Below are 20,852 nucleotides of genomic sequence, written 5' to 3' on the forward strand. Positions count from 1 at the left end.
GCTGAGCGGAGTCGAAGCATCTCAATTAAGCTGAATTATATTCTTCTATTTTAATTTTAAACACAAATAACACGAATGTTTTCACAAATAAACACAAGAATAATGTAACCTGATTATCTGTGAAAATCTGTGCAATCTGTGGGCAAAAAAAGCACCCTAAAAAGGATGCTCTATATTATTCAGAATGTATTCAGTTATTTTTCCCAAACCAAAGCACTTGCTCCAAGAATGGCAGCATCTGCTTCGTCAAGTTCACTGAAAACCAGTTGTACTTTATTTCTGAAGATAGGAAGAAGGTTTCTTTCCATATGCAGTTTAGCCGGCTTTAAAATAAAATCTCCTGCTTTGATCACGCCGCCAAATAAAAGAATGGCTTGCGGGGAAGAGAACATCACAAAATTGGCTATTGCTTCTCCCAGTTTCTGACCTGTGTATCTGAAAACTTCAATCGCAATTGGGTCTTCTTTCATAGCACATTCATATACTGTTTTAGAATTGATTTCGTCTTCAGGATATTGGTTCAGCATAGATTCCGGGAATTCGGCTCTCATTTTCTTGGCTGTAATGGTAATGCCGGTTGCAGAGGCATAGGCTTCCAGACTTCCTTCAGAACCTGTGCTCCAGTGTTTTCTACCGCCTGGTTTTACAATCGTGTGTCCCAGTTCTCCGGCAAACCCGTCATGTCCATAGATCAGGCTTCCGTTCGCGATAATTCCGCTGCCTACTCCTGTTCCCAAAGTAATCATGATAAAATCTTTCATCCCTCGTGCTGCTCCGAAAAGCATTTCTCCCAGCGCTGCAGCATTTGCATCATTGGTCACGGTACAAGGCAGATTGAATTTTGCCGTCATCAGCTCAGCAAATGGAATCACTCCTTTCCAGGGCAGGTTGGGAGCCAGTTCTATCGTTCCTTTATAGTAGTTCGCATTGGGAGCTCCTACTCCGATTCCGTCAAAGTGTGCTTCAGTACCATACTTTTCCATCATTGGACGAACACTTTCATATAAAGCATCGATGAAATCTTCTACTTTATCATAAGCATCAGTTCTGAGATTTCCTTTATCCAGAACTTCTCCACGGTGGTTTACGATTCCGAATTTGGTATTGGTTCCGCCGATGTCAACTCCAAGGGCAACTTGTTTTGATAAATCTATTAATGACATTTCTATTATTAAATTCTAGGGGCTAAAATTATAAAAAAGATTGTATTAATGGATTATTAACTCTATTTTATTTAATATGTTAAACAGTTTTTAGCGGTTTTTTCTTTTTTCTTCCCCACCAGATCATAAATCCGGTAACCGGAAGAGAGGCACAGATAAGACTTACAATAAAAGCAATGATCTTGGTAGGAAGCCCCAGAATGGCTCCAACGTGAATGTCATAATTGGCACTCACTGTTTTCTCGCCAAAGTTTTTATCCTTTGGATCGTGAGTGTGAAGCAATTCTCCTGAGTTTTCATCAAAGATTAAGCTGCTGCTTTTGTGGTAAGAATAAGAAAGATGTTTCACGTATACCTCAAAGTTGGGATGTTCGTGGTCATCCATGTGTGGGTGGCCTAAATCTATAGCAAAACCATAGGAATCAGGATATTTTGTTTGTACAGTATTAATGATTTTATCCAGTGTTCCTTCCGTTCTCAGCTCAATAGGAGCTTTTGTTTTAATGTGGGAGAAATCAGGATACTTTGTTTCTCCACCGGAGAATATCACATAGATCATGGCCTGAACAACAAAGAATGCATAGAATAGTCCTGTAATAGAGAAGATCAAAGCAAATATAGACGCATAAAACCCTAGTACATTGTGAAGGTCATAGTTCTTTCGTTTCCAGCTTTTAATGTTTTTCCATTTGAAGGCAAAACGCTGTTTTCTTGCTGCTTTGTTCTTGGGCCACCATAGAATGATCCCGGAGATCAGCATAATGATAAAGATGATAACCGGAATTCCCACTACATAGGTTCCCCAGTCCTGCTTCAACAGGTAGCTCCAGTGGATCATTTTTACAATGTTGAAGAATCCGTTTTTCTCATCATACACCCTTAGTACTTTCCCGGTGTAAGGGTTTACATAGGCTTGTTTATAGATAGGAAATTCATCAAAATAATTCCAGGCATCCGTATTGTGTTCGTACCAAAAGAACATGTAAGACATTTTCTTGTCGATAGGAACGTTTACCCAATGGATAGGGTATTTTTCTTTGACCTGCTCTGCAACAGCTTTTTCCATTACCCTGATTGGAAGTACCTGTTTCTGCTCTATATTCTGTTCCTGATGGTAAATAACATCTTTTCGGGTAATATTTTCCACCTCATCCTTAAAAACATACAGTGCTCCGGTAATAGAGATAATAAAGATCAGAAATCCTATTCCCAACCCGAACCATAAGTGCAGCTTAGCAGACCATTTTTTAAAGAATCCCGGCTTTTTTTTATGATGATTTTTCTTCATATCGCAGTAAAAAGTAAAGCAAAGATATGCTTTACTTTTTATTTAGTTTAATTAAAATTTGTATTCAATCATGAACGTTCCTCTCAATCCAAGAGCATTGGTGAAGTCACTGTCTCTTGCTGTCCACCATGAAATAGCAGGCTGATATACCTTGTTGAAAAGGTTTTCAATACCTAATGACAATCTCCAGTTGTTGTTGACTTCATAGCTTGATTTGAAATTAAATACAGTGTATTCAGGAACATATCCTTCACCATAGCCATACTGGCCTGTTTTAGCATTAGGCTCGAATCTGTTCTGCTGGAAAGAGTGAAGCATGTCTAAACCAACTGATAATGCCGGGATAGGTTTTGCCTGCACATAAGCGAGAACTTTAGGAGCAGAAATTCTGCTGTTGTTGATTTTTGCGGAATAATCACCGTCATCCTTTACGGAAGTGATCCCTTCCATCCAGCTGTAGCTTCCTCCAAACTGAATCCATTTTGTAGGGGTAAAGTGTAAAAATCCTTCCACTCCGTATACAATTTCGGGAGATCTCTGAATCATCAATGCTCTGTCCGGGCTTTGCACGAATGATGCCCCAAGCTTAGAAGTACTTACATAAGAAGTCAATTCATAATTTAGCCAACTTGAAAGTTGTCCTGTTGCCCCTAATTCGTAATTGTTAACGATAATTGGTTTTGTTTCCAGGTTTTTAATCGTTTCAGAAGTTGAGGTTCTTAAAATTCTTCCTAATTCATTGATAGAGTAGGCCTGTGAAAAGCTTCCAAAAATATTGATATAAGGCTCAATATTATAACGAATACCAATATTTCCTACCAAAGCATTATAGTTCAGTTTTCCACCGGCAACTGGAATACTTTTGGTGAAAGTTCCGTCACTTTTAAGGGTAGAAAGGGTATTGAAGTCATCTACATTAACTTTGATATTTTCGTAGCGAAACCCTCCTTTGATGGTTAATTTTTTGAACAGATCAATTTTTGCCAATACAAAAGGAGCAATGTTGGTCATATTCATATTAGGAGTCCAGAAACGTCCGTCTTCCAGTTTTTGTACGGTTTCATCATTCAGAATATCAGCTCCGTAGATGATTTCTCCCTGAGAATTGGCTGAGTTCCAAAGCTGGGTATCGAAATTTAATCTTGCCCCTGCTTTTTTTGAAATAACATTAGACTGTCCGCCATTGAAAAAGGTATCGCTGTATCCGTAAACGGTTTTAAAGTCTTGATAATAAAGATTAATATTTAAAGAAGTTCCTGCAAACAGGTTCTTATTATCATAGCTCACTCTGATGTTGTGGTTTTTCGGAGTTCCCTGAGGCGTGGTTTCCTGACCTTTTCCTATTCCTTCTCCAATTGTGGGCGTGATACCGTATTTTCCTGTTTTTAATCCTACATTCAGGTCTGATCTTGAAGAATAACCAATATAAGAAGCTTCAATCCTTTGATTTTCATTGATATCATAACCTAATTTCAGCAATCCGTTGTAGTTGTCCATCTTGGCAATGCTGTAGGTAGGGCTTATCAAAACTCCATCCCCATCTTTTGTATATCCTGTTCTTTCGTAAGCTAATGAAAGGGTATAATCAAATTTTTTGATCTTTCCTGTTAAAAGCTGGCTTGCTCTTACTCCTAAAGTACCGCCATAAGGCTGTCCCGTCAATCCGATCTGAGAAACCCCAGAAATCTTTTTATCTGTTTTGCTTCTTTTTGTAATATAATTGATGATCCCTCCGTCTGCTCCGTTTCCATAGATGGAAGATGCTCCTTTGATCACTTCGATTCTTTCGATGGCTGAAGGGTCAATAGTTCTTAAATCTCTTGCTCCGTTACGAAGTGGAGTAGACTGTGGAATCCCGTCAATCAAAACTAAAACCTGGCGCCCTCTTAACGTCTGTCCAGAGTTGGAAGTCTGTCCGGAGTTGGTTCCTAAACTGGGAACGGTATACTGAAGGATGCTCGTAATATCTGAGTTAACAGTCAGCTGAGACTGAATCTGCTTTTCTCCGACAATGGTAATAGAGCTTGGTACCTCTTTTATATTTTCTTTTTTCCTTGAGGCAGTCATCACAACCTCATCCACATTCTTGGTCTGTAAAGTATCTTTAACCTGAGCAAAAACGGTAGTAGTTCCTAAACAGGCAGCTGACAAAAGTGCTTTTTTCATTATATTTTTTTTCCTTTTTTCTTTCTTTTTCCCCACCAGACCAGAAATCCGGTTACAGGGAGTGATGTACAGATGAGACCCGCGATAAACCAGATGATTTTTCCAATGATTCCGAAATAAGATCCGGTATGGATATCATAATTGGCGTTAGAATATTTCTCGGCGGTATTGAGTTTGTGATGAGGTTTGTTGGCTAGTAGTTTTCCTGAATATTTGTCAAATGTCAGGATATTTCTTTCACTGTATCTTCCGTCAAGCCCGTATACGGTTACCGGAAGGTTTTTCAGTTCTTTTCCTTTTTTATTTTTCCCGTTTAGATTGATTCTGAAGCTGGATGATTTTGAATACAATTTTTCTGTCTGAGCTGCAGCCAGATCAAAAACAGCTTCATTCTTCGCCATCAGAGAGTCCGGAGATTTTCTTTCTTTTTCCTTTGGAAGCTCCCAGGAGCCGGATAATGCAAATGTGAACGTATTTTTTACGTAGGGATAGGCAAAATAAAGCCCTGTAATACATAATAGTAAAGCGATAAACGATGCATAGAACCCCAGGATATTATGAAGATCATAATTTTTACGCTTCCAGTTTTTTACATTTTCCCAATTGAACCAGAAACGTCCTTTTCTGGCATTTTTATTTTTAGGCCACCATAAGATAATTCCGGTAATTAGCATGATGATGAAAAGAACGGTTGGGATTCCTACGGTGTACGGTCCCCATTCTGAATTCAGCAAAAGTCCCCAGTGGAGATATTTCAGAATACTGAAGACATCATATTTTTCATTGTAAACAGCAAGGATTTGCCCGGTATACTGATTCACATAAACCAGCTTGTTAATACGTACCTGCTGAAAATAATTCCATCCTTTTTTGCTTTTTTCATAGTATTCAAACTGATAGGATTTGGTTTTATCCAAAGGGATTTCTACAGCACTGACAGGGTACTTTTCATTAAGCTCCAGCGATACTTTTTCCCGAAGGAGAGTAATAGGAAGGGGCTTTTTCCCGATATCCTCTTTTTTGAGTTCAATGGCTTCTTTGCGTAAGGTATTGTGTATTTCGTCCTTAAAAACATATAAAGTCCCTGAAAGAGAGACTATAAATACAATGATACCAACAGATAGACCGAACCACAAATGCAGTTTTGCGGACCATTTTTTTGAAGAAGCTTTCTTTTTATGGTGATGCTTTTTTCTCATAGCAAAAAGTTAACCCCATGAGGGGCTAACTTTTGATTTTTTTAAAATTTATATCCTATTGATAATCTCCAGTTACGCGGAGCATTGTAGATCCAAGCATATTCGCCGGCATCTCCTCTGTATCCACTGTAAAGCTTTTTGTTAAGGACATTATTCAATATTAGGTTGACATCGAATTTTTTGGCAACATAGGAAACCCCGAAATTGGTATCAAAATAATCCGGAAGGCTTTGATCTTTTGTCGCACCTACCCCAAACCAGGATTGTCTTCCTCCCTGATACTGATAACCAGCTGAAATACCAAACCCTTTCATAAGACCATTCTCAAACCTGTAGCTTACCCAGGTATTTTGTACATTTTTCGCATTTCCCGGAGACTGAATTCCAATTCTTGTAGGATCTGTGTCTTTGATGGTTTTTGCATCTGTATAAGCATAGTTGATAACAATGTTCAATCCTTTGATGATTTCTCCTTTGATATCAGTTTCAAATCCTCTTGCTCTTTGTTCACCTGTAGCAACCTGGAAAGGATTTCCTCCGTTTTGCTCTTTAGCTCCGGCAACAAGAATATTTTGTCTTCTGATTTCGTAAACGGCAAAAGTAGAGTTCCATTTTCCTCCGAACCAGTCTTTCTTCAATCCGAATTCAATATTCTGCCCTCTGAAAGGATCTGTAATCTGAGTATTATTGATTCCAACTGCAGATTGCGGAACAAAAGTTTTATCATAGATTCCATACGCAGAGAAATCGCTTAGGATAGAATAGCTAAATCCTACTCTCGGTGTGAATTCTCCTGCCTGGTTTCTTGGAACAACATTTCCTGGTGAATAATATGGATATCCGGCATACGTGGTACCACTTGTATATCTTCCTGCTAATGTTATTCTTAGCTTATTGTTGAACATTTCAATCTGATCCTGAGCATAATAGGATGTATATTTTACGCCTTCATCATCATAAAACGGAGCAGATGAGTTTAAAGTGTAAAAGTCAGAAGAAGGAAGCTTGGAAGGATCTACACCATACTGAACATTATAAATATCAATTGGGAACGGTCCTCCTGCAAAAGATGAAAAGTCTGCATTGTACTTTCTATCTCCGTAATCAAATCCTGCAATAATTTTATGGACAATATTTCCGGTGTTAAGCTTTCCTCTTACATAGGTTTGGAAAATATGATTTTTTCCTTTAGCCTGCCAGTTGCTTACTGTTCTGTTTAAAACATTTTTATTGTTAGGATCAAAAGTTCCCCACCATGAACCACCGTCATAATTCAGATCCATATAAGCATACTGTGTACTCCAAACCCAGTCTTTGAATAATTTCTGATCTAAACTTAAAAATAAGCTCTGATCCTTTACTTCAGTTTTCTTGAAATTAGGATCATTAAAGTTGGTATGTACATTCAGTGAAGCATATCCGTCATTAGACATCAGATAAGCTCCCGGCTGATTGAATTTTAAATACTGATAGTTGTACTGTGCAGTAAACGTAGTGGTCTTTGTTGGTCTGAAAGTAATAGACGGAGCAACAATAATTTTGCTTGTTTTATCATTTTCAACCCATGAATTGTTAGAACTTCCCATTAAATTGATACGGTAATCTAAAACTCCGTCTTTCACAAGAACTCCATCCAGATCTGCTTCACCTCTGAAAAGGTTATAGCTTCCGGTAGTGAAACGTACGCTGTTGGCAAATTTCCCGGTTGGTTTTTTGGTTACCACATTATAAAATCCGGCAGGATCTCCCATAGAACCCATAAATCCGGCAGGCCCTTTTACGAACTCTATTCTGTCAATAATGGATGCATCAGGGTTAATAGGTCCCCATGTAGAAGAAACGTTCATTCCGTTCATGAAAGTGGAAATACTTGCCCCTCTCATGAAAACATTGGAATATACATTATCCCAGTGTTCTACTTTTCTTGCACCACTCACATTACGAACGATACCCTCGGACATGTTCAGTGTAAGCTGATCGGCAAGAACCTGTGAGCTTATAGATTGTACATTCTGGGGAAGCTCAAGAATAGGAGTCTGGATTCTCAATGAACCAGAAACCTCGTTGAGTTTGTATTTCTGATAATATCTTCCGTTAACAACTACTTCTTCAATATCGTTGGATTTGATGGTGTCTTTTTTTTCCTGGGCAAAACTTAACGTGGATGCTAATAATGCCGCTCCTATTGTTATTCTTTTCATTGTTTATAAGGGGAATAAATTATTCTAACAATTTAAAATTTATAAGTGAAGCTTCCTAATACATTAGCTAGCGCCTGAGCATTGGCTGTAGTATATCCGCTCCAGTAATGTTCGTTGGTAAAGTTGTCTACTTTCACACCGATTCTGAATTTTTTTGTATCATAAAATGCGTTAGCATTCAATACCAGGTATTTTGGAAGGATGAAAGTTCCCATTGAAGTTGAGTTGACAATTTTGTTATCACTCGCATAGTTTCCTCCAACTCCGAATCCAAGTCCTTTTAATTTTCCGTCAAGGAATTGGTAGCTTGCATTGAAGTTAACCAACCATGGAGATGATGCCGTAGCAGGTCTTCTTCCGATTACCGTTTCATCAGCTTCTGTATATTTCATATCGTTGTAGCTTACTCCGGCAATTACAGAGAATCCTTTAATCAGATAAGCGTTTGCTTCCAATTCAACTCCCTGGCTTCTCAATAAACCTGCCTGGTTTTGCACAGCCTGTCCTGTTCCTGTCATTTCACCAGTATTAAGAAGGGTATTTTTTACCTGGATATTGTAGTAGCTTAACGTTGTAGTAACTCTTCCTTTGATAAGGTTCGTTTTGATACCACCTTCAAACTGATTAGCTCTTTCGGGTGTTGAAAGTGCTACATTTCCTGTTTTATCTGACGTATAATATCCATTAACTGAAAAACTATTCTGGTAATTTCCGAATACGGATAATTTCTCAGGAAGTATTTGATAAACTATACCAAATTTTGGAGACCAGGCTCCTTGGCTATATGAATCTGTAAGTTTTTGTCCGGTTTGTCCTCCTTTAAAATTTACACTTTCGTATCGTACTGAAGTAAGAATGTTAAGACCGGTTATCGGAGTAATCACATTGGAGATATAACCACTGTAAGTATCTTTTTTACCAGAACTTATATAGGTGCTGTTTTTTTCAAAATCTGGTTGATTTCTCAAATTGTCATACATTGCTCCCAATGTCTGTCCATTCATATTAGAATAGTCTGTACCCGTGAAAGGAACCCAGTCAAAATTGGTGAACATAAAGTATTGATTGTCGTTTAACCTCATATAGTCAAAACCGGCTACCGTTCTGTTTCTTACGCTTCCGATGTTGAAATCAAAGTTGAAATTCTGCTGAACCTGGAAATATGTTCTTTTACTGTCTTTAGTCGACTGGTCAGCTCTTACAACTCCCAATTCTGTATCAGTTGGAATTCCTGTTACCATTCCTTTCGGAGCAAAATAGAAATAAGGGTTGAATCCGTCTGAATAAGAATAAGAGGTACTTACATTGGTTGAGGATTTGATGTGATCATTAATCTTATAGTTAACCTGTCCAAAGAAGTTTCTTGCTTTACCAACAGTTTTAAGGCCTTCTCCTGTGTAAGATTGCTTATAGTTATAGCCTAGTTTTTCCAGCTTATCCATACTGTCCGCACCAAGCTGCGCACTCGGAACATAGAAAAAGAATGCTGTTTCAGGAGTTGAATTGGTTTCAAACATTTCAAGTTCTGCATTGATCTCTAAATTATCGGTAGGACGATAAGTAATGGAAGGAGTAAATGCGTAGAATGAGTTCTTTGCATTTGTTCTCTGGAAAGTTCCCTGATTAGTATACGCTGTATTTAATCTGAATAATAACTTTTTATCTTTCGTAAGAGGAGCATTTACATCTGCCTGAACTCTGTAGTAATTATAACTTCCACCTGCCAAAGAAACAGCACCTGCCAAAGTTTCGAAAGGTTTTTTAGTAACTCTGTTGATAACACCTCCGTAAGACGTCACATTACTACCAAATAATGTAGCGGAAGGTCCTTTTAACACTTCAATTCTCTCCACATTGATTGCATCCATAGAAGTAGTAATAGGAGCCACCATACCATTTCTGATAGAGTTTCCGGCTACAAAACCTCTTAAGTTAAGATAGATCCCTCCATCTCCGGCTCTGTTGGTAGCGCTCCACATTTTCTGTGCACCCGCCACGTTTCTGAAAGCGTCATCTACGGTAAATAATAATTGATTTTCTAATACTCCTTTGTCAATAGAAGAATATACTTGAGGATCCTCTATTGCTTTCAAAGGCATCTTATTGGAGTATTCACTATCTTTCTTGACATATGTATTGATAATGACTTCATCAATGCTTTTGGTGGTTAATGAATCTTTTTTTTGAGCAGAAACCAGCATTGTTCCCAGTGCGGAAGCACAGATCAGTACATTTTTCATGAAAGTCAAATTTTTTGCAAATATATTATTTTTAACTGTTCTAAATAAATAATAAAATTGATATTTATCATAAATTATAATATGTTAAGTAAGAAAAAACCGCTCTAGCCAGTGCTAGAGCGGTTTTTATATGATTTTATTAAAATTTTCTTAAGCCGGGATTTCTCCTTTGTATAAGAATGAAATAATTTCTTTGTTCAATTTGTCAATCATTTCACTGAATAAATGGAAAGATTCCTGTTTGTAAATCACAAGTGGATCTTTCTGCTCGTAAACAGCTCCCTGAGAAGATCTTCTAAGATCATCCATCTCACGAAGGTGAAGTTTCCAGTTTTCATCGATGATTGATAAAGTGATATTCTTTTCGAAGTCGTTCACTAAACTTTCACATTGGGTATCGTAAGCTTCTTTAAGATCAGCTACAATAGTCATTGTTTTGTGTCCGTCAGTAAAAGGAACCTGAATCATTTTAAACATTGAACCTTGATTTTGATAAACATTCTCAATAATAGGGAATGATTTTTCTTTCAATAAGTTCAGTTTCATGTTATAATCCTCCTGAGCAGCTTTGAATAAGATATCCGTTAATTCCGGAACTTGTTTATTGCTGAAATCACTTTCAGAAACAGGAGAAGCCATTGTGAAATGTTTGATTATTTCAAATTCAAAATCTTTATAGCTTCCGTTTGCTTTACCTTTTGCAACAATAGAATTAGAAACATCGAAAATCATATTCGTGATATCGTATTTCAAGTGATCTCCGAATAAAGCATTCTTTCTTCTCTTATAGATCACGTCACGCTGCTTGTTCATAACGTCATCGTATTCAAGAAGTCTTTTTCTTGTTCCGAAGTTATTTTCTTCTACTTTTTTCTGCGCTCTTTCGATAGACTTACTGATCATAGAATGCTGAATAACTTCACCATCTTTATGACCCATTCTGTCCATCATTTTAGCAATTCTTTCAGAACCGAACAAACGCATTAAGTTATCTTCAAGAGATACATAGAACTGAGAACTTCCCGGATCTCCCTGACGTCCCGCTCTACCTCTTAACTGTCTGTCAACACGTCTTGAATCGTGTCTTTCTGTACCGATAATAGCTAAACCTCCGGCTTCTTTTACTTCTTTAGAAAGCTTGATATCCGTACCACGACCCGCCATGTTGGTTGCAATTGTTACCACTCCCGGCTGTCCTGCACCTGCTACAATCTCTGCTTCCTTCTTGTGAAGTTTCGCGTTCAATACCTGGTGTGGAATTTTTCTTAATTGAAGTGCCTTTGATAATAATTGAGAGATTTCAACAGAAGTTGTACCTACCAAGACAGGTCTTCTTGCTGCTGTTAATTTTTCAATTTCTTCAATTACGGCATTATATTTTTCTCTGTTAGTTTTGAAAACTAAATCTTGTTTGTCATCTCTTAAAATAACACGGTTGGTAGGAATTACCACTACGTCTAATTTGTAGATCTCCCAAAGTTCTCCAGCTTCCGTTTCAGCAGTACCGGTCATCCCCGCAAGTTTGTTGTACATACGGAAATAGTTCTGAAGCGTAACTGTTGCAAAAGTTTGAGTAGCAGCCTCAATTTTCACATTCTCTTTCGCTTCGATCGCCTGGTGAAGACCGTCAGAATAACGACGTCCCTCCATGATACGACCTGTCTGCTCGTCAACGATTTTTACTTCACCATCAATTACTACATACTCATCATCTTTTTCAAATAATGTATATGCTTTCAATAGCTGGCTCATCGTGTGAACACGCTCAGATTTTTCAGCAAAATCAGAGAAAAGTCTTTCTTTAGCTTCAAACTCTTCTTCTTTGGAAAGGTTTTTAGCTTCTACTTCAGCAATCTCAGTTCCGATATCCGGAAGTACGAAGAAGTTAGAGTCAGAGTTTCCTTGAGACATGTATTCAACACCTTTGTCTGTAAGGTCTACCTGATTGTTTTTCTCCTCGATTACGAAGTAAAGATCTTTATCTACAATCGGCATATCACGGTTGTTGTCCTGCATATACTGCGATTCAACTTTCTGAAGCAATGCTCTGTTTCCGCTTTCCGATAAGAATTTGATTAATTGTCTGTTTTTTGGAAGACCTCTGTATGCCTGAAGCAATTTGAATCCTCCTTCTTTTGTATTTCCTGCAGCGATTAATTTTTTCGCTTCATTAAAAATAGTAGAAACTGTTTTCTTTTGTACTTCAACAATTCTGTCGATAGAAGGTTTCAGAACATCAAACTCCTGTCTGTCTCCCTGAGGAACCGGACCAGAAATGATTAATGGCGTTCTTGCATCATCTACCAATACAGAGTCAACTTCATCCACGATAGCAAAGTTCAATTCTCTTTGTACCAATTCTGAAGGTGAAGTCACCATATTATCTCTCAGGTAATCGAAACCAAATTCGTTGTTGGTTCCATAAGTAATATCTGAGTTGTATGCTTTTCTTCTTCCGTCTGAGTTTGGCTGGTGGTTATCGATACAATCGATAGACATTCCGTGGAACTGATACAATGGACCCATCCAAGCGGAGTCTCTTTTTGCAAGGTAGTCATTCACGGTTACAACGTGTACTCCTCTTTCCGGAAGTGAATTTAAGTAAATAGGTAATGTTCCTACCAAAGTTTTACCTTCACCGGTTGCCATCTCGGCAATTTTTCCGCTGTGAAGAATAACCCCTCCGATAAACTGAACATCATAGTGGACCATATCCCAAACTACAGGAGTTCCGGCAGCGTCCCATGAGTTTTTCCAAACAGCTGTGTCTCCTTCGATCTGAACGAAATCTTTCCCTGCAGCAACCAGTTCTCTGTCCCAGTCACTAGCCGTTACACGGATTTCTCCATTCTGAGCCCATCTTCTTGCCGTTTCTTTTATCAATGCAAAAGCTTCGGGAAGAACCTGAACCAGAACTTTTTCTTCAACTTCGTATGATTCTTTCTTTAGAGACTCAATTTTTGAGAAAAGAGCTTCTTTTTCGTCAACGTTGGTTGAATTTTTTATCTGCTCTTTAATCTGTTCTATCTGAGCTGTGATCTTGCTGGTTGCAGATTTTATATTCTCTTTAAACTCAGCCGTTTTTTGTCTCAGTCCATCATCCGTCAATTGTTGGATGTTGGGTTCAACAGCCTTGATTTTTGTTACAACTTTTTTTACTTCTTTTAGGTCCTGCGCTTTTTTGTCTCCCAAAAACCCTTTAAGAACTTTGTTTAAAAAACTCATAAATTTTTTGCTTTATGCTTAATGCAAGATGCTTTAAGCGTTTTAAATGACACGCTTATCGTGTAAATTAATATATAAAAAGGGCAAAAAAGCTCTAAGCACGCAGCCTAAAGCTTATCGCTTTATTAATATTCGTCCTCGTTCCAAAGGAAATCCTCGTCAGTAGGGTAGTCACTCCATACCTCTTCGATAGATTCATAAATTTCACCTTCATCTTCGATTGCCTGAAGGTTTTCAACTACTTCCATAGGTGCACCAGTTCTGATCGCGTAGTCAATAAGCTCTGCTTTTGTCATTGGCCAAGGTGCGTCACTTAAATATGAAGCTAATTCTAATGTCCAGTACATAATTTTCTAATTTTTTGCAAAAGTATAAAAATAGGTTGTATAATAAACTTTTTTATACTTGATTTTCAATTCTTTTTATAATTTTTTTCTATAAATGGCTGTCACAAACTGAATGAAAGCTGTGTCAGCAATTTACTTAATGTCGTTTTCTCAAAAACCATTCCACAAATTTTTTTATGCCATTTTGGAGGTCTGTGGCCGGTGCATACCCTATTAAATCCTTTGCTTTTGTAATATCGGCATTGGTTTTTGTGACATCACCGGGTTGCATTGGCAGAATTTTTTTCGTGGCAGTTTTTTGCAATGCCTTTTCTATGGTAGAAACCATCTCAGATAAAGTGACCACCTGGTTTTCTCCCAGGTTAAGGATTTCGTATACTCCGGAATGATGCTCTAAATAAGAAACCGACTTGATAATTCCGTCAATAATATCATCTATATACGTGTAGTCTCTGGCCGTAGTTCCATCACCATAGAAAGGAATTTCCTGATCCTCTGAAATAAGCTTCACAAACTTGTGTATAGCAAGATCAGGTCTTTGTCTGGGACCATATACGGTGAAGAACCTAAGCTGGATCATATCTATATGATATAGATTGTGGTAAACATGTCCTATAATTTCTCCGCTTTTCTTGGTGGCAGCATAAGGAGAGATCGGGTTGTCTACATTATCGGTTTCTGCAAACGGAGTCTTTTCATTGTTTCCATACACGCTTGAAGAGGAAGCGCAGATAAATTTTTTAATATTGAAATCTTTACACAGTTCCCAAAGATTCATCGTCCCGCGAACATTTACTTCTTCATATTCCAAAGGACGCTCAATAGACGGACGGACACCCGCAAGGGCAGCCAAATGAATCACCATGTCGATATGATGATTTTTAAAGATGTTTTCAAGACCTTTTTTATCCCGGATATCCTGCCAATAGAGGGAATATTGGTCAGAATGAGAGAGGGAGATCAGATGTTGGATATCCTTCTCTTTATCTGAGAATTCAAAATCCGAAATTTTGTCAATTGACTCTAAAGTATTTTTAATTTTCACCTGATAGTTATAGAAATCATCAAAATTGTCAATGTTTATGACAGAATGTCCATTTCTTAATAATTGTTCAATTAAATGGGATCCGATGAACCCACTACCGCCTGTTACAAGATAAACCATTTGTATTTTTTATGAGTACAAAAATATAAATTTTACTTTTTGAAAAATATAATCATTAAATTTACTTAAAAAAGTAATATAAATATAATATGCAGTTTCAAGGGCAAATTTTAAAGATGACAAGCTACGATGCAAAACCCATCCAATACTACCTCAATCTTTCAGGGGATCTGATCCACATGAATGAGCTGTTAGGAAAGGAGTTAAGCATTAAACATACCGGATTTCAGTGTGTAAACTGTGGTAAAAATAAACCTATTTACAGAATGGGATTCTGCAAAAGCTGCTTTTTTGAAAGTCCTTATGCCAGCGATACGATTATCCGTCCGGAACTCTCCACCGCGCATTTAGGGGTTGCAGAACGTGATCTTGAGGTTGAAAAACAAATTCAGCTTCAGCCGCACACGGTCTATCTGGCGTATACAGGAGATGTAAAAGTGGGAGTGACCAGAAATACACAGATTCCTACGAGATGGATTGATCAGGGTGCAACTTTTGCATTACCCATTGCAAGAACAGAAAACCGGTATGAAGCAGGAATGATAGAAGTTGCTTTGAAAGAACATTTAGCAGATAAAACCAACTGGAGAAAGATGCTGCAGGATGATTTTGAAGGAGAAGTGGATCTTGCTGATTTTCGACAGAAGATAAAAGAATATTTTCCCGAAGATTTTCAAAAATTCTATAGAGAAGAAGAGGAGCTGTGGATGTTTGATTACCCTTTTGAAAAACCGGAAAAGGTCTCTTCATTTACTTTGGATAAAAAGCCTGAATTTACAGGAAAACTTACCGGGATCAAAGGACAGTATCTGGGGTTTGAGGGCGGAAATTTCATCAATATAAGAGGACATGAAGGGTATGTTATTGAGCTTGACATAAAGAACTGACCGATATAAAATGTAAGAACCAAATCACAAAATATGAGAAAATGGGTTAAAAGACTATTGATAAGCTTCGGAATCCTGGCAGGAATTCTTCTTGCTGCGAATTTCGGACTGAATATATGGCTTAAAACCCAGCTTCCCGATTATATTAAAAAGAATACAGATTATAAGGTCTCCTACAAAACTTTAGATGTAGATTTAGGATCGGGAAATATCTTTGCTGCCGGAATTTCTGTCAATAGTAAAAACCCTCAAAACACAGATGTTATTGGATTGCAGGGAACTATTGATACCTTAAAAATAAGCCGTTTTGGGATCTATGATGCTATTTTTAATAAAAGAATAAGCTCATCGGATTTATTGCTGGCAAAACCTAATTTAAATATCATTCTGGCAAAACCAGTCCTTCGCAAAACGGAAAAGAAAAGAAATCCGTTTTTATTTGAAAACATAAGAATCAATAACGGAAAGATTGCTGTTTTCAGATCTTCCAAACAGAAATTCTTATCCGTGGAGCAACTGGATCTGTTCGTCGAAAACTTACAGATGACAGAAGAATCTGTAGAAGATAAATTACCCGTTGTTTTTGACAGCTACAGTATCAAAGGACAGAGATTCTTTTTCCGTCCTGATGAAACCTATGCTATTACCATTAATAGTATAAATACTGCTGATGGGCAAGTGTCAGTGGGGGATTTCAAACTGATACCGCTTCTTTCTTTCGCTCAGTTTAAACGGTTTTATCCTAAAAAAGCTCAGCTATTTGAATGTTCAGTTCCGAAAATGGAATTCAAAGATGTGGTTTTGAATAAAAATAAGGTATCTCTTAGCAATGCAGATTTTCAAAATCCTGTTTTTACAGTCCATAATACAGGAGTAAAGACGAAAAAGAATGAAAAAAAATCAAATTTTGAAGTTGATTTAAAGAATATAAAACTGAATAACGGTAGAATTCGGGTCAATAAACCGGATGGCAACACACTTTTGTCTGTCGGAAACTTTAATGTAAATATCAATCAGCTGATGTTTAATAAAGACACTTCAGACCAGATTATTCCTGTCGGTTATAAAGATTTTACATTAGCCGGAAACAACATTGTATATTCTAATCATCAGAATATCGCGGTAAGAAGTATTGCGCTGAAGCCTACCAGCGGTGAAATAAGAGATGTTGTACTAACTCCGGGTTCTCCTGCGATTGAAAAAACAACAATGGATTTAAAAGCTGATCATATTGCTTTTAATATTAATAAGCTGGAATTCGTTGATAAAAAACTGAATCTGGACCTTAAAGACCTTCTTGTAGAAAATGTAAACGGAACAGTTAAAGCAGGTGAAAAAAAACAGAGCAAATCTCCTCAGCCCAATATTATCAATTCAATCATCATAAGAAAAGCCTCATTAAAAAATTCAAACCTTACTTATGAGAAAGGAAAACAACCACTGGCTTTTCATGATCTGAATGCGACATTTAATGCTATTGAACTAGCACCTAAGCCAAACCAGCAGAGACTTTCTTTTACAATAAAAGACTATTATCTCACCACCCGGAATTTTGCTTACAAAACACCATTTTATAATCTTAGCCTTGGTCTTTTGAAATTGAATAAGAATAAAGTTCAGATCAATAATTTTGCGATGAAACCTCTTGTTTCGAGAGCGCAGTTTATCAAAATGATACCTGTTGAGAGGGATCTCTATGATTTGAAAGCCGGACAAATAACCGCAGAAGGGAACTGGGATCTGTTTTCTCATCAGAAAATGGTGAATGCTTCCCATGTAACCATCCAATCAGCTGATGCTAATATTTTCAGAAGTAAAATCCCGAAAGATGATCCAAAAGTAAAGGCTTTGTATTCAAAAATGCTGCGATCCATTAAAATTCCGATGACAGTCAATACTCTTGATCTGAAAAACTCAAAATTAGTCTATGAAGAAGATACTCCGGAGAGCATGGGTCCCGGAAAACTGATATTCAGTAATTTTAATATGAATGTTAAAAATCTGAACTCAGCTAAAGTAAAAGGAAAACCTACCAGAGTAGATATTAAAATCAACTGTTCTTTCATGGACCTGTCGCCGCTATCTGTAAACTGGAGCTTTGATGTTGCTGATCAGAATGATGCCTTTACGATTTCAGGGAAAACCTCCAATCTTCCGGCCAGCGGAATTAATCCTTTTATCAGACCTTACCTTCATGTGACGGCTACTGCAGGAACTATTCAGGAGATGCTCTTTAATTTTAAAGGAAATCCGGCAGGGCTACATGGAACCTTTAATCTTAAACATAAGGACTTAAAGATTGCCGTATTGAATAAAAATAATCATGAAAAGAAAGGTTTTCTAACGGCCGTTGCCAATATTTTTATAAAATCAAACTCAGGAAGCTTTCCTGAAGCCGTTGCTGTAGAAAATGTGGAACGTGATCCCACAAAGTCTTTCTTTAACCTCTTCTGGAAAGGAATTGAACAGGGGTTAAAGAAGACGCTGATAGGTGCAAATGTCGAAAAAACAGAAAAAAAAGTGAAAGAGGCCGTTTCTTCCGTGAAAGAAATGAAGCAGTCTGTAAAAGAAATAAAACAGGAAATCAAAAATAAAAAAGCAGCTTCCCCGCCGGAAGGAGAGAAAAAAGAAAAGAAAGGCTTCCTGAACAATATATTTAAGAAAAAGGAAAAATCTGAAGAATAATTCTTTAAACCACTAAGATGTAATTATGGAGTGCTGAGTATATAAATACAATTGTTCTTTTTAATTAAAACAACCTTAATGGTTTAAAAATTTAATATAAGATAGATTCAGTTAAAAATTGAACTCGTCACTTTCTAAAATAGGAATATCCCTTAAAAACTTATCAAACGCTTCACCGGGATAATTGCTGTCTGCCCCGTAAGAATCTATAATCATTCCACGATTTCCATTATTGTCTTTTAGTACATAAAGAACTGCACTGTCGTCCGGATTGCTGTCTCCTTCAAAACGGTATGTTTTTAAAATAACCAATTCCGTAGGCTGATAAATTTTGTCAGAATTTTCAAACTTCATTTCACAATTTTCATTCATCCTGAATTCTCTCTGTATTCCTCTTTCAGAAAGCGTTTTCATGACTTCACTTAAGGTCGTCATTCTGTCGATGTTTTCTGGATTTTCCATAATAATATTTTTCTTGTTAAGTACAATAATTAAACCATTGCAATTCCTAAATATAAGAAAAATAGCAGATTATAGTTTTCCTAAAAATAAACTTTAATGTTAACAAAATTTATAATTTAGAAAAATAGAATAGGTATACTTTTTGCAATGGTATCAATAATAAATCAAAGAAAATATGAAAAAAGAGATTGGAGTTTTACTGGCAGGGGGAGTTGGTCTTTTGGCAGTATTAAGCTTAATAAGTATTAAAAAGATATTAACTAAAAAAGATAAAAAATATAGTGATTCCTATTCGGACCATCACAGACACTTTGATGAAAAGTACAATGAAGATGAACATCACGGAGTGGAATTTTACGCACTGAAGTAGTAAAAAAATATATTTAATTATGTTTAAATCCAACGCTTTTGAAAGTGTTGGATTTTTTTTGTGGAAAACTTTAGTGTTAAAACTCATTATTTTATGAAAATTCCATTCTAATTTTACACCGGAATGCAAAACGAAAATTTCATAAAAGGTCAGGGAGCTCAGCGAAACGTAATCAACCGTTTCGACAGGTATACCTATGAACCTGAAGATGAACATTTCGAAACCATAAAGACTTCTTTTACTGAGGTTTTTCCCAAAACCATTGTAAATCAGGTGAAAAGCGAAGATCTTCCCATGGAATATTCAATGAACCCCTACCAGGGATGTGAACACGGATGTTCTTACTGTTTTGCAAGACCTACCCACGAATATTGGGGCTATAGTGCCGGGATAGATTTTGAAAGAAAAATCATGGTCAAGAAAAATGCTCCCGAATTATTGGAGAAATTTTTCCAAAAAAGAGGCTATAAGGCAGCCCCAATTCTCTTATCCGGAAATACAGACTGCTATCAGCCAGCCGAAAGACAATTTGAAATCACCAGAAAAATACTGCAGGTTTGTCTTGATTACAGACACCCTGTCAATGTTCTGACAAAAAATGCGCTCGTATTAAGAGATCTTGATATTCTAAAACCAATGGCGGAACAGAACCTGGTTTCAGTCTCTTTAAGTATTCCAACAATCAATGAAGAACTGAGACGAAAGATGGAGCCAAGGACTAGTTCTGCAAAAAATAAATTAAAAGCCATAGAAATTCTTTCCGAAAACAAGATTCCCGTACATGTAATGGTGGCTCCCATTATTCCCGGACTCAACAGTGATGAGCCGTTGAATATATTAAAAGCAATTTCTGAAGCAGGCGCTTCCGGGTTTGGATACACTCTCGTAAGATTAAATGATACTGTTGAACCCGTTTTTGTCAATTGGATAGAAACTCATTTTCCAGACAGAGCACAGAAAGTATTAAATCTCATCCGCTCTATGCGGGGAGGAAAGCTTGGTGATAAAAGATATTTTGAAAGACAAAGAGGGGAGGGGAATATCGCAGAAATGATTCACACAACATTTAAGATTGGCAGAAAGAAGTTTTTCGAGGGTAAAGAATTTCCAAAGCTATCTACTGCTAACTTTACCGGAGCCCGTGATCAGCAATTGAGATTGTTCGATTGATATGATTTCTCAAAAGTCCTATCTATTATATATAGTATAAGTAGATTTATCCCTTCTAACCATTTTTTATTACTCGTACATCATATATATAGTATATCCTATTTCTTAGGAGCTATTCCTGCTATCCATTCATACTCCTCGCTCCAATGCTTTCCGCCCCTCGAACCCACCAACGCTCCTACCTAAACTGCGGGGTAACCATTGCTATCAGGGCTAGGGGAGGTCTAATTATGAATTATAAATGATGAATGATGAATGATGATTTTCGCGTTTCGGGTTTTCGG

The 20,852-nt window shown here is 37.1% G+C and carries 14 protein-coding genes; 4 read left to right on the forward strand and 10 right to left on the reverse strand.

Going from position 1 to position 20,852, the window contains the following annotated elements:
• Positions 1–194: 194 nt before the first annotated feature.
• The 9 genes from DBR39_RS11440 to DBR39_RS11480 form a co-directional block, all read right to left on the reverse strand.
• Positions 195–1,163 (reverse strand): ROK family protein, encoded by a 969-nt coding sequence (locus DBR39_RS11440; protein WP_103231942.1) that lies wholly within the window; start codon positions 1,161–1,163, stop codon positions 195–197.
• Positions 1,164–1,242: 79 nt separating this feature from the next.
• Complete coding sequence (locus tag DBR39_RS11445) at positions 1,243–2,451, reverse strand: PepSY-associated TM helix domain-containing protein (protein ID WP_103231941.1); 1,209 nt, start codon at positions 2,449–2,451, stop codon at positions 1,243–1,245.
• A gap of 51 nt (positions 2,452–2,502) precedes the next feature.
• Complete coding sequence (locus DBR39_RS11450) at positions 2,503–4,617, reverse strand: TonB-dependent receptor (protein WP_124533151.1); 2,115 nt, start codon at positions 4,615–4,617, stop codon at positions 2,503–2,505.
• Positions 4,617–5,816, reverse strand: coding sequence for a PepSY-associated TM helix domain-containing protein (locus tag DBR39_RS11455; protein WP_124533153.1), 1,200 nt, complete (start codon positions 5,814–5,816; stop codon positions 4,617–4,619). The genes DBR39_RS11450 and DBR39_RS11455 overlap by 1 nt, the downstream gene beginning before the upstream one ends.
• Before the next feature lie 41 nt (positions 5,817–5,857).
• Positions 5,858–8,017 carry a TonB-dependent siderophore receptor gene (locus tag DBR39_RS11460; RefSeq protein ID WP_124533155.1) on the reverse strand — a complete coding sequence of 720 codons (2,160 nt, stop codon included), beginning with the start codon at positions 8,015–8,017 and terminating at the stop codon, positions 5,858–5,860.
• Between the two features lie 32 nt (positions 8,018–8,049).
• The gene (locus tag DBR39_RS11465) at positions 8,050–10,257 is read right to left on the reverse strand and encodes a TonB-dependent siderophore receptor (RefSeq protein WP_124533157.1); all 2,208 of its coding nucleotides are present in this window, start codon (positions 10,255–10,257) and stop codon (positions 8,050–8,052) included.
• A 150-nt stretch (positions 10,258–10,407) separates the two neighbouring features.
• Positions 10,408–13,482, reverse strand: a complete 3,075-nt coding sequence (gene secA / locus DBR39_RS11470) for a preprotein translocase subunit SecA (RefSeq protein ID WP_124533159.1) — start codon at positions 13,480–13,482, stop codon at positions 10,408–10,410.
• A gap of 125 nt (positions 13,483–13,607) precedes the next feature.
• Positions 13,608–13,829, reverse strand: coding sequence for a DUF2795 domain-containing protein (locus DBR39_RS11475; protein ID WP_002662059.1), 222 nt, complete (start codon positions 13,827–13,829; stop codon positions 13,608–13,610).
• 136 nt (positions 13,830–13,965) lie between these two features.
• Entirely contained in the window at positions 13,966–14,994 is a 1,029-nt protein-coding gene (locus DBR39_RS11480; RefSeq protein ID WP_124533161.1) for a GDP-mannose 4,6-dehydratase, read from the reverse strand.
• 89 nt (positions 14,995–15,083) lie between these two features.
• On the opposite strand from DBR39_RS11480, the gene DBR39_RS11485 reads away from it, so the two are divergent.
• Complete coding sequence (locus DBR39_RS11485; RefSeq protein WP_124533163.1) at positions 15,084–15,881, forward strand: DUF2797 domain-containing protein; 798 nt, start codon at positions 15,084–15,086, stop codon at positions 15,879–15,881.
• 33 nt (positions 15,882–15,914) lie between these two features.
• The gene (locus DBR39_RS11490) at positions 15,915–18,566 is read left to right on the forward strand and encodes a hypothetical protein (RefSeq protein ID WP_124533165.1); all 2,652 of its coding nucleotides are present in this window, start codon (positions 15,915–15,917) and stop codon (positions 18,564–18,566) included.
• Positions 18,567–18,677: 111 nt separating this feature from the next.
• On the opposite strand, the gene DBR39_RS11495 is transcribed toward DBR39_RS11490, so the two are convergent.
• Positions 18,678–19,028 (reverse strand): hypothetical protein, encoded by a 351-nt coding sequence (locus DBR39_RS11495; RefSeq protein ID WP_124533167.1) that lies wholly within the window; start codon positions 19,026–19,028, stop codon positions 18,678–18,680.
• Between the two features lie 175 nt (positions 19,029–19,203).
• On the opposite strand from DBR39_RS11495, the gene DBR39_RS11500 reads away from it, so the two are divergent.
• Complete coding sequence (locus DBR39_RS11500; RefSeq protein ID WP_124533170.1) at positions 19,204–19,398, forward strand: hypothetical protein; 195 nt, start codon at positions 19,204–19,206, stop codon at positions 19,396–19,398.
• Between the two features lie 123 nt (positions 19,399–19,521).
• Positions 19,522–20,568, forward strand: coding sequence for a PA0069 family radical SAM protein (locus tag DBR39_RS11505; protein ID WP_124533172.1), 1,047 nt, complete (start codon positions 19,522–19,524; stop codon positions 20,566–20,568).
• Positions 20,569–20,852 lie beyond the last annotated feature (284 nt).

Source organism: Chryseobacterium sp. KBW03, assembly GCF_003852415.1.
GTDB classification, from domain to species: domain Bacteria; phylum Bacteroidota; class Bacteroidia; order Flavobacteriales; family Weeksellaceae; genus Chryseobacterium; species Chryseobacterium viscerum.

Bases quoted from the DNA above. Each gene is read 5' to 3' on its own strand.
- DBR39_RS11440 (WP_103231942.1), bottom strand. From the start codon at position 1,163: ATGTCATTAATAGATTTATCAAAACAAGTTGCCCTTGGAGTTGACATC.
- DBR39_RS11445 (WP_103231941.1), bottom strand. From the start codon at position 2,451: ATGAAGAAAAATCATCATAAAAAAAAGCCGGGATTCTTTAAAAAATGG.
- DBR39_RS11450 (WP_124533151.1), bottom strand. From the start codon at position 4,617: ATGAAAAAAGCACTTTTGTCAGCTGCCTGTTTAGGAACTACTACCGTT.
- DBR39_RS11455 (WP_124533153.1), bottom strand. From the start codon at position 5,816: ATGAGAAAAAAGCATCACCATAAAAAGAAAGCTTCTTCAAAAAAATGG.
- DBR39_RS11460 (WP_124533155.1), bottom strand. From the start codon at position 8,017: ATGAAAAGAATAACAATAGGAGCGGCATTATTAGCATCCACGTTAAGT.
- DBR39_RS11465 (WP_124533157.1), bottom strand. From the start codon at position 10,257: ATGAAAAATGTACTGATCTGTGCTTCCGCACTGGGAACAATGCTGGTT.
- secA (WP_124533159.1), bottom strand. From the start codon at position 13,482: ATGAGTTTTTTAAACAAAGTTCTTAAAGGGTTTTTGGGAGACAAAAAA.
- DBR39_RS11475 (WP_002662059.1), bottom strand. From the start codon at position 13,829: ATGTACTGGACATTAGAATTAGCTTCATATTTAAGTGACGCACCTTGG.
- DBR39_RS11480 (WP_124533161.1), bottom strand. From the start codon at position 14,994: ATGGTTTATCTTGTAACAGGCGGTAGTGGGTTCATCGGATCCCATTTA.
- DBR39_RS11485 (WP_124533163.1), top strand. From the start codon at position 15,084: ATGCAGTTTCAAGGGCAAATTTTAAAGATGACAAGCTACGATGCAAAA.
- DBR39_RS11490 (WP_124533165.1), top strand. From the start codon at position 15,915: ATGAGAAAATGGGTTAAAAGACTATTGATAAGCTTCGGAATCCTGGCA.
- DBR39_RS11495 (WP_124533167.1), bottom strand. From the start codon at position 19,028: ATGGAAAATCCAGAAAACATCGACAGAATGACGACCTTAAGTGAAGTC.
- DBR39_RS11500 (WP_124533170.1), top strand. From the start codon at position 19,204: ATGAAAAAAGAGATTGGAGTTTTACTGGCAGGGGGAGTTGGTCTTTTG.
- DBR39_RS11505 (WP_124533172.1), top strand. From the start codon at position 19,522: ATGCAAAACGAAAATTTCATAAAAGGTCAGGGAGCTCAGCGAAACGTA.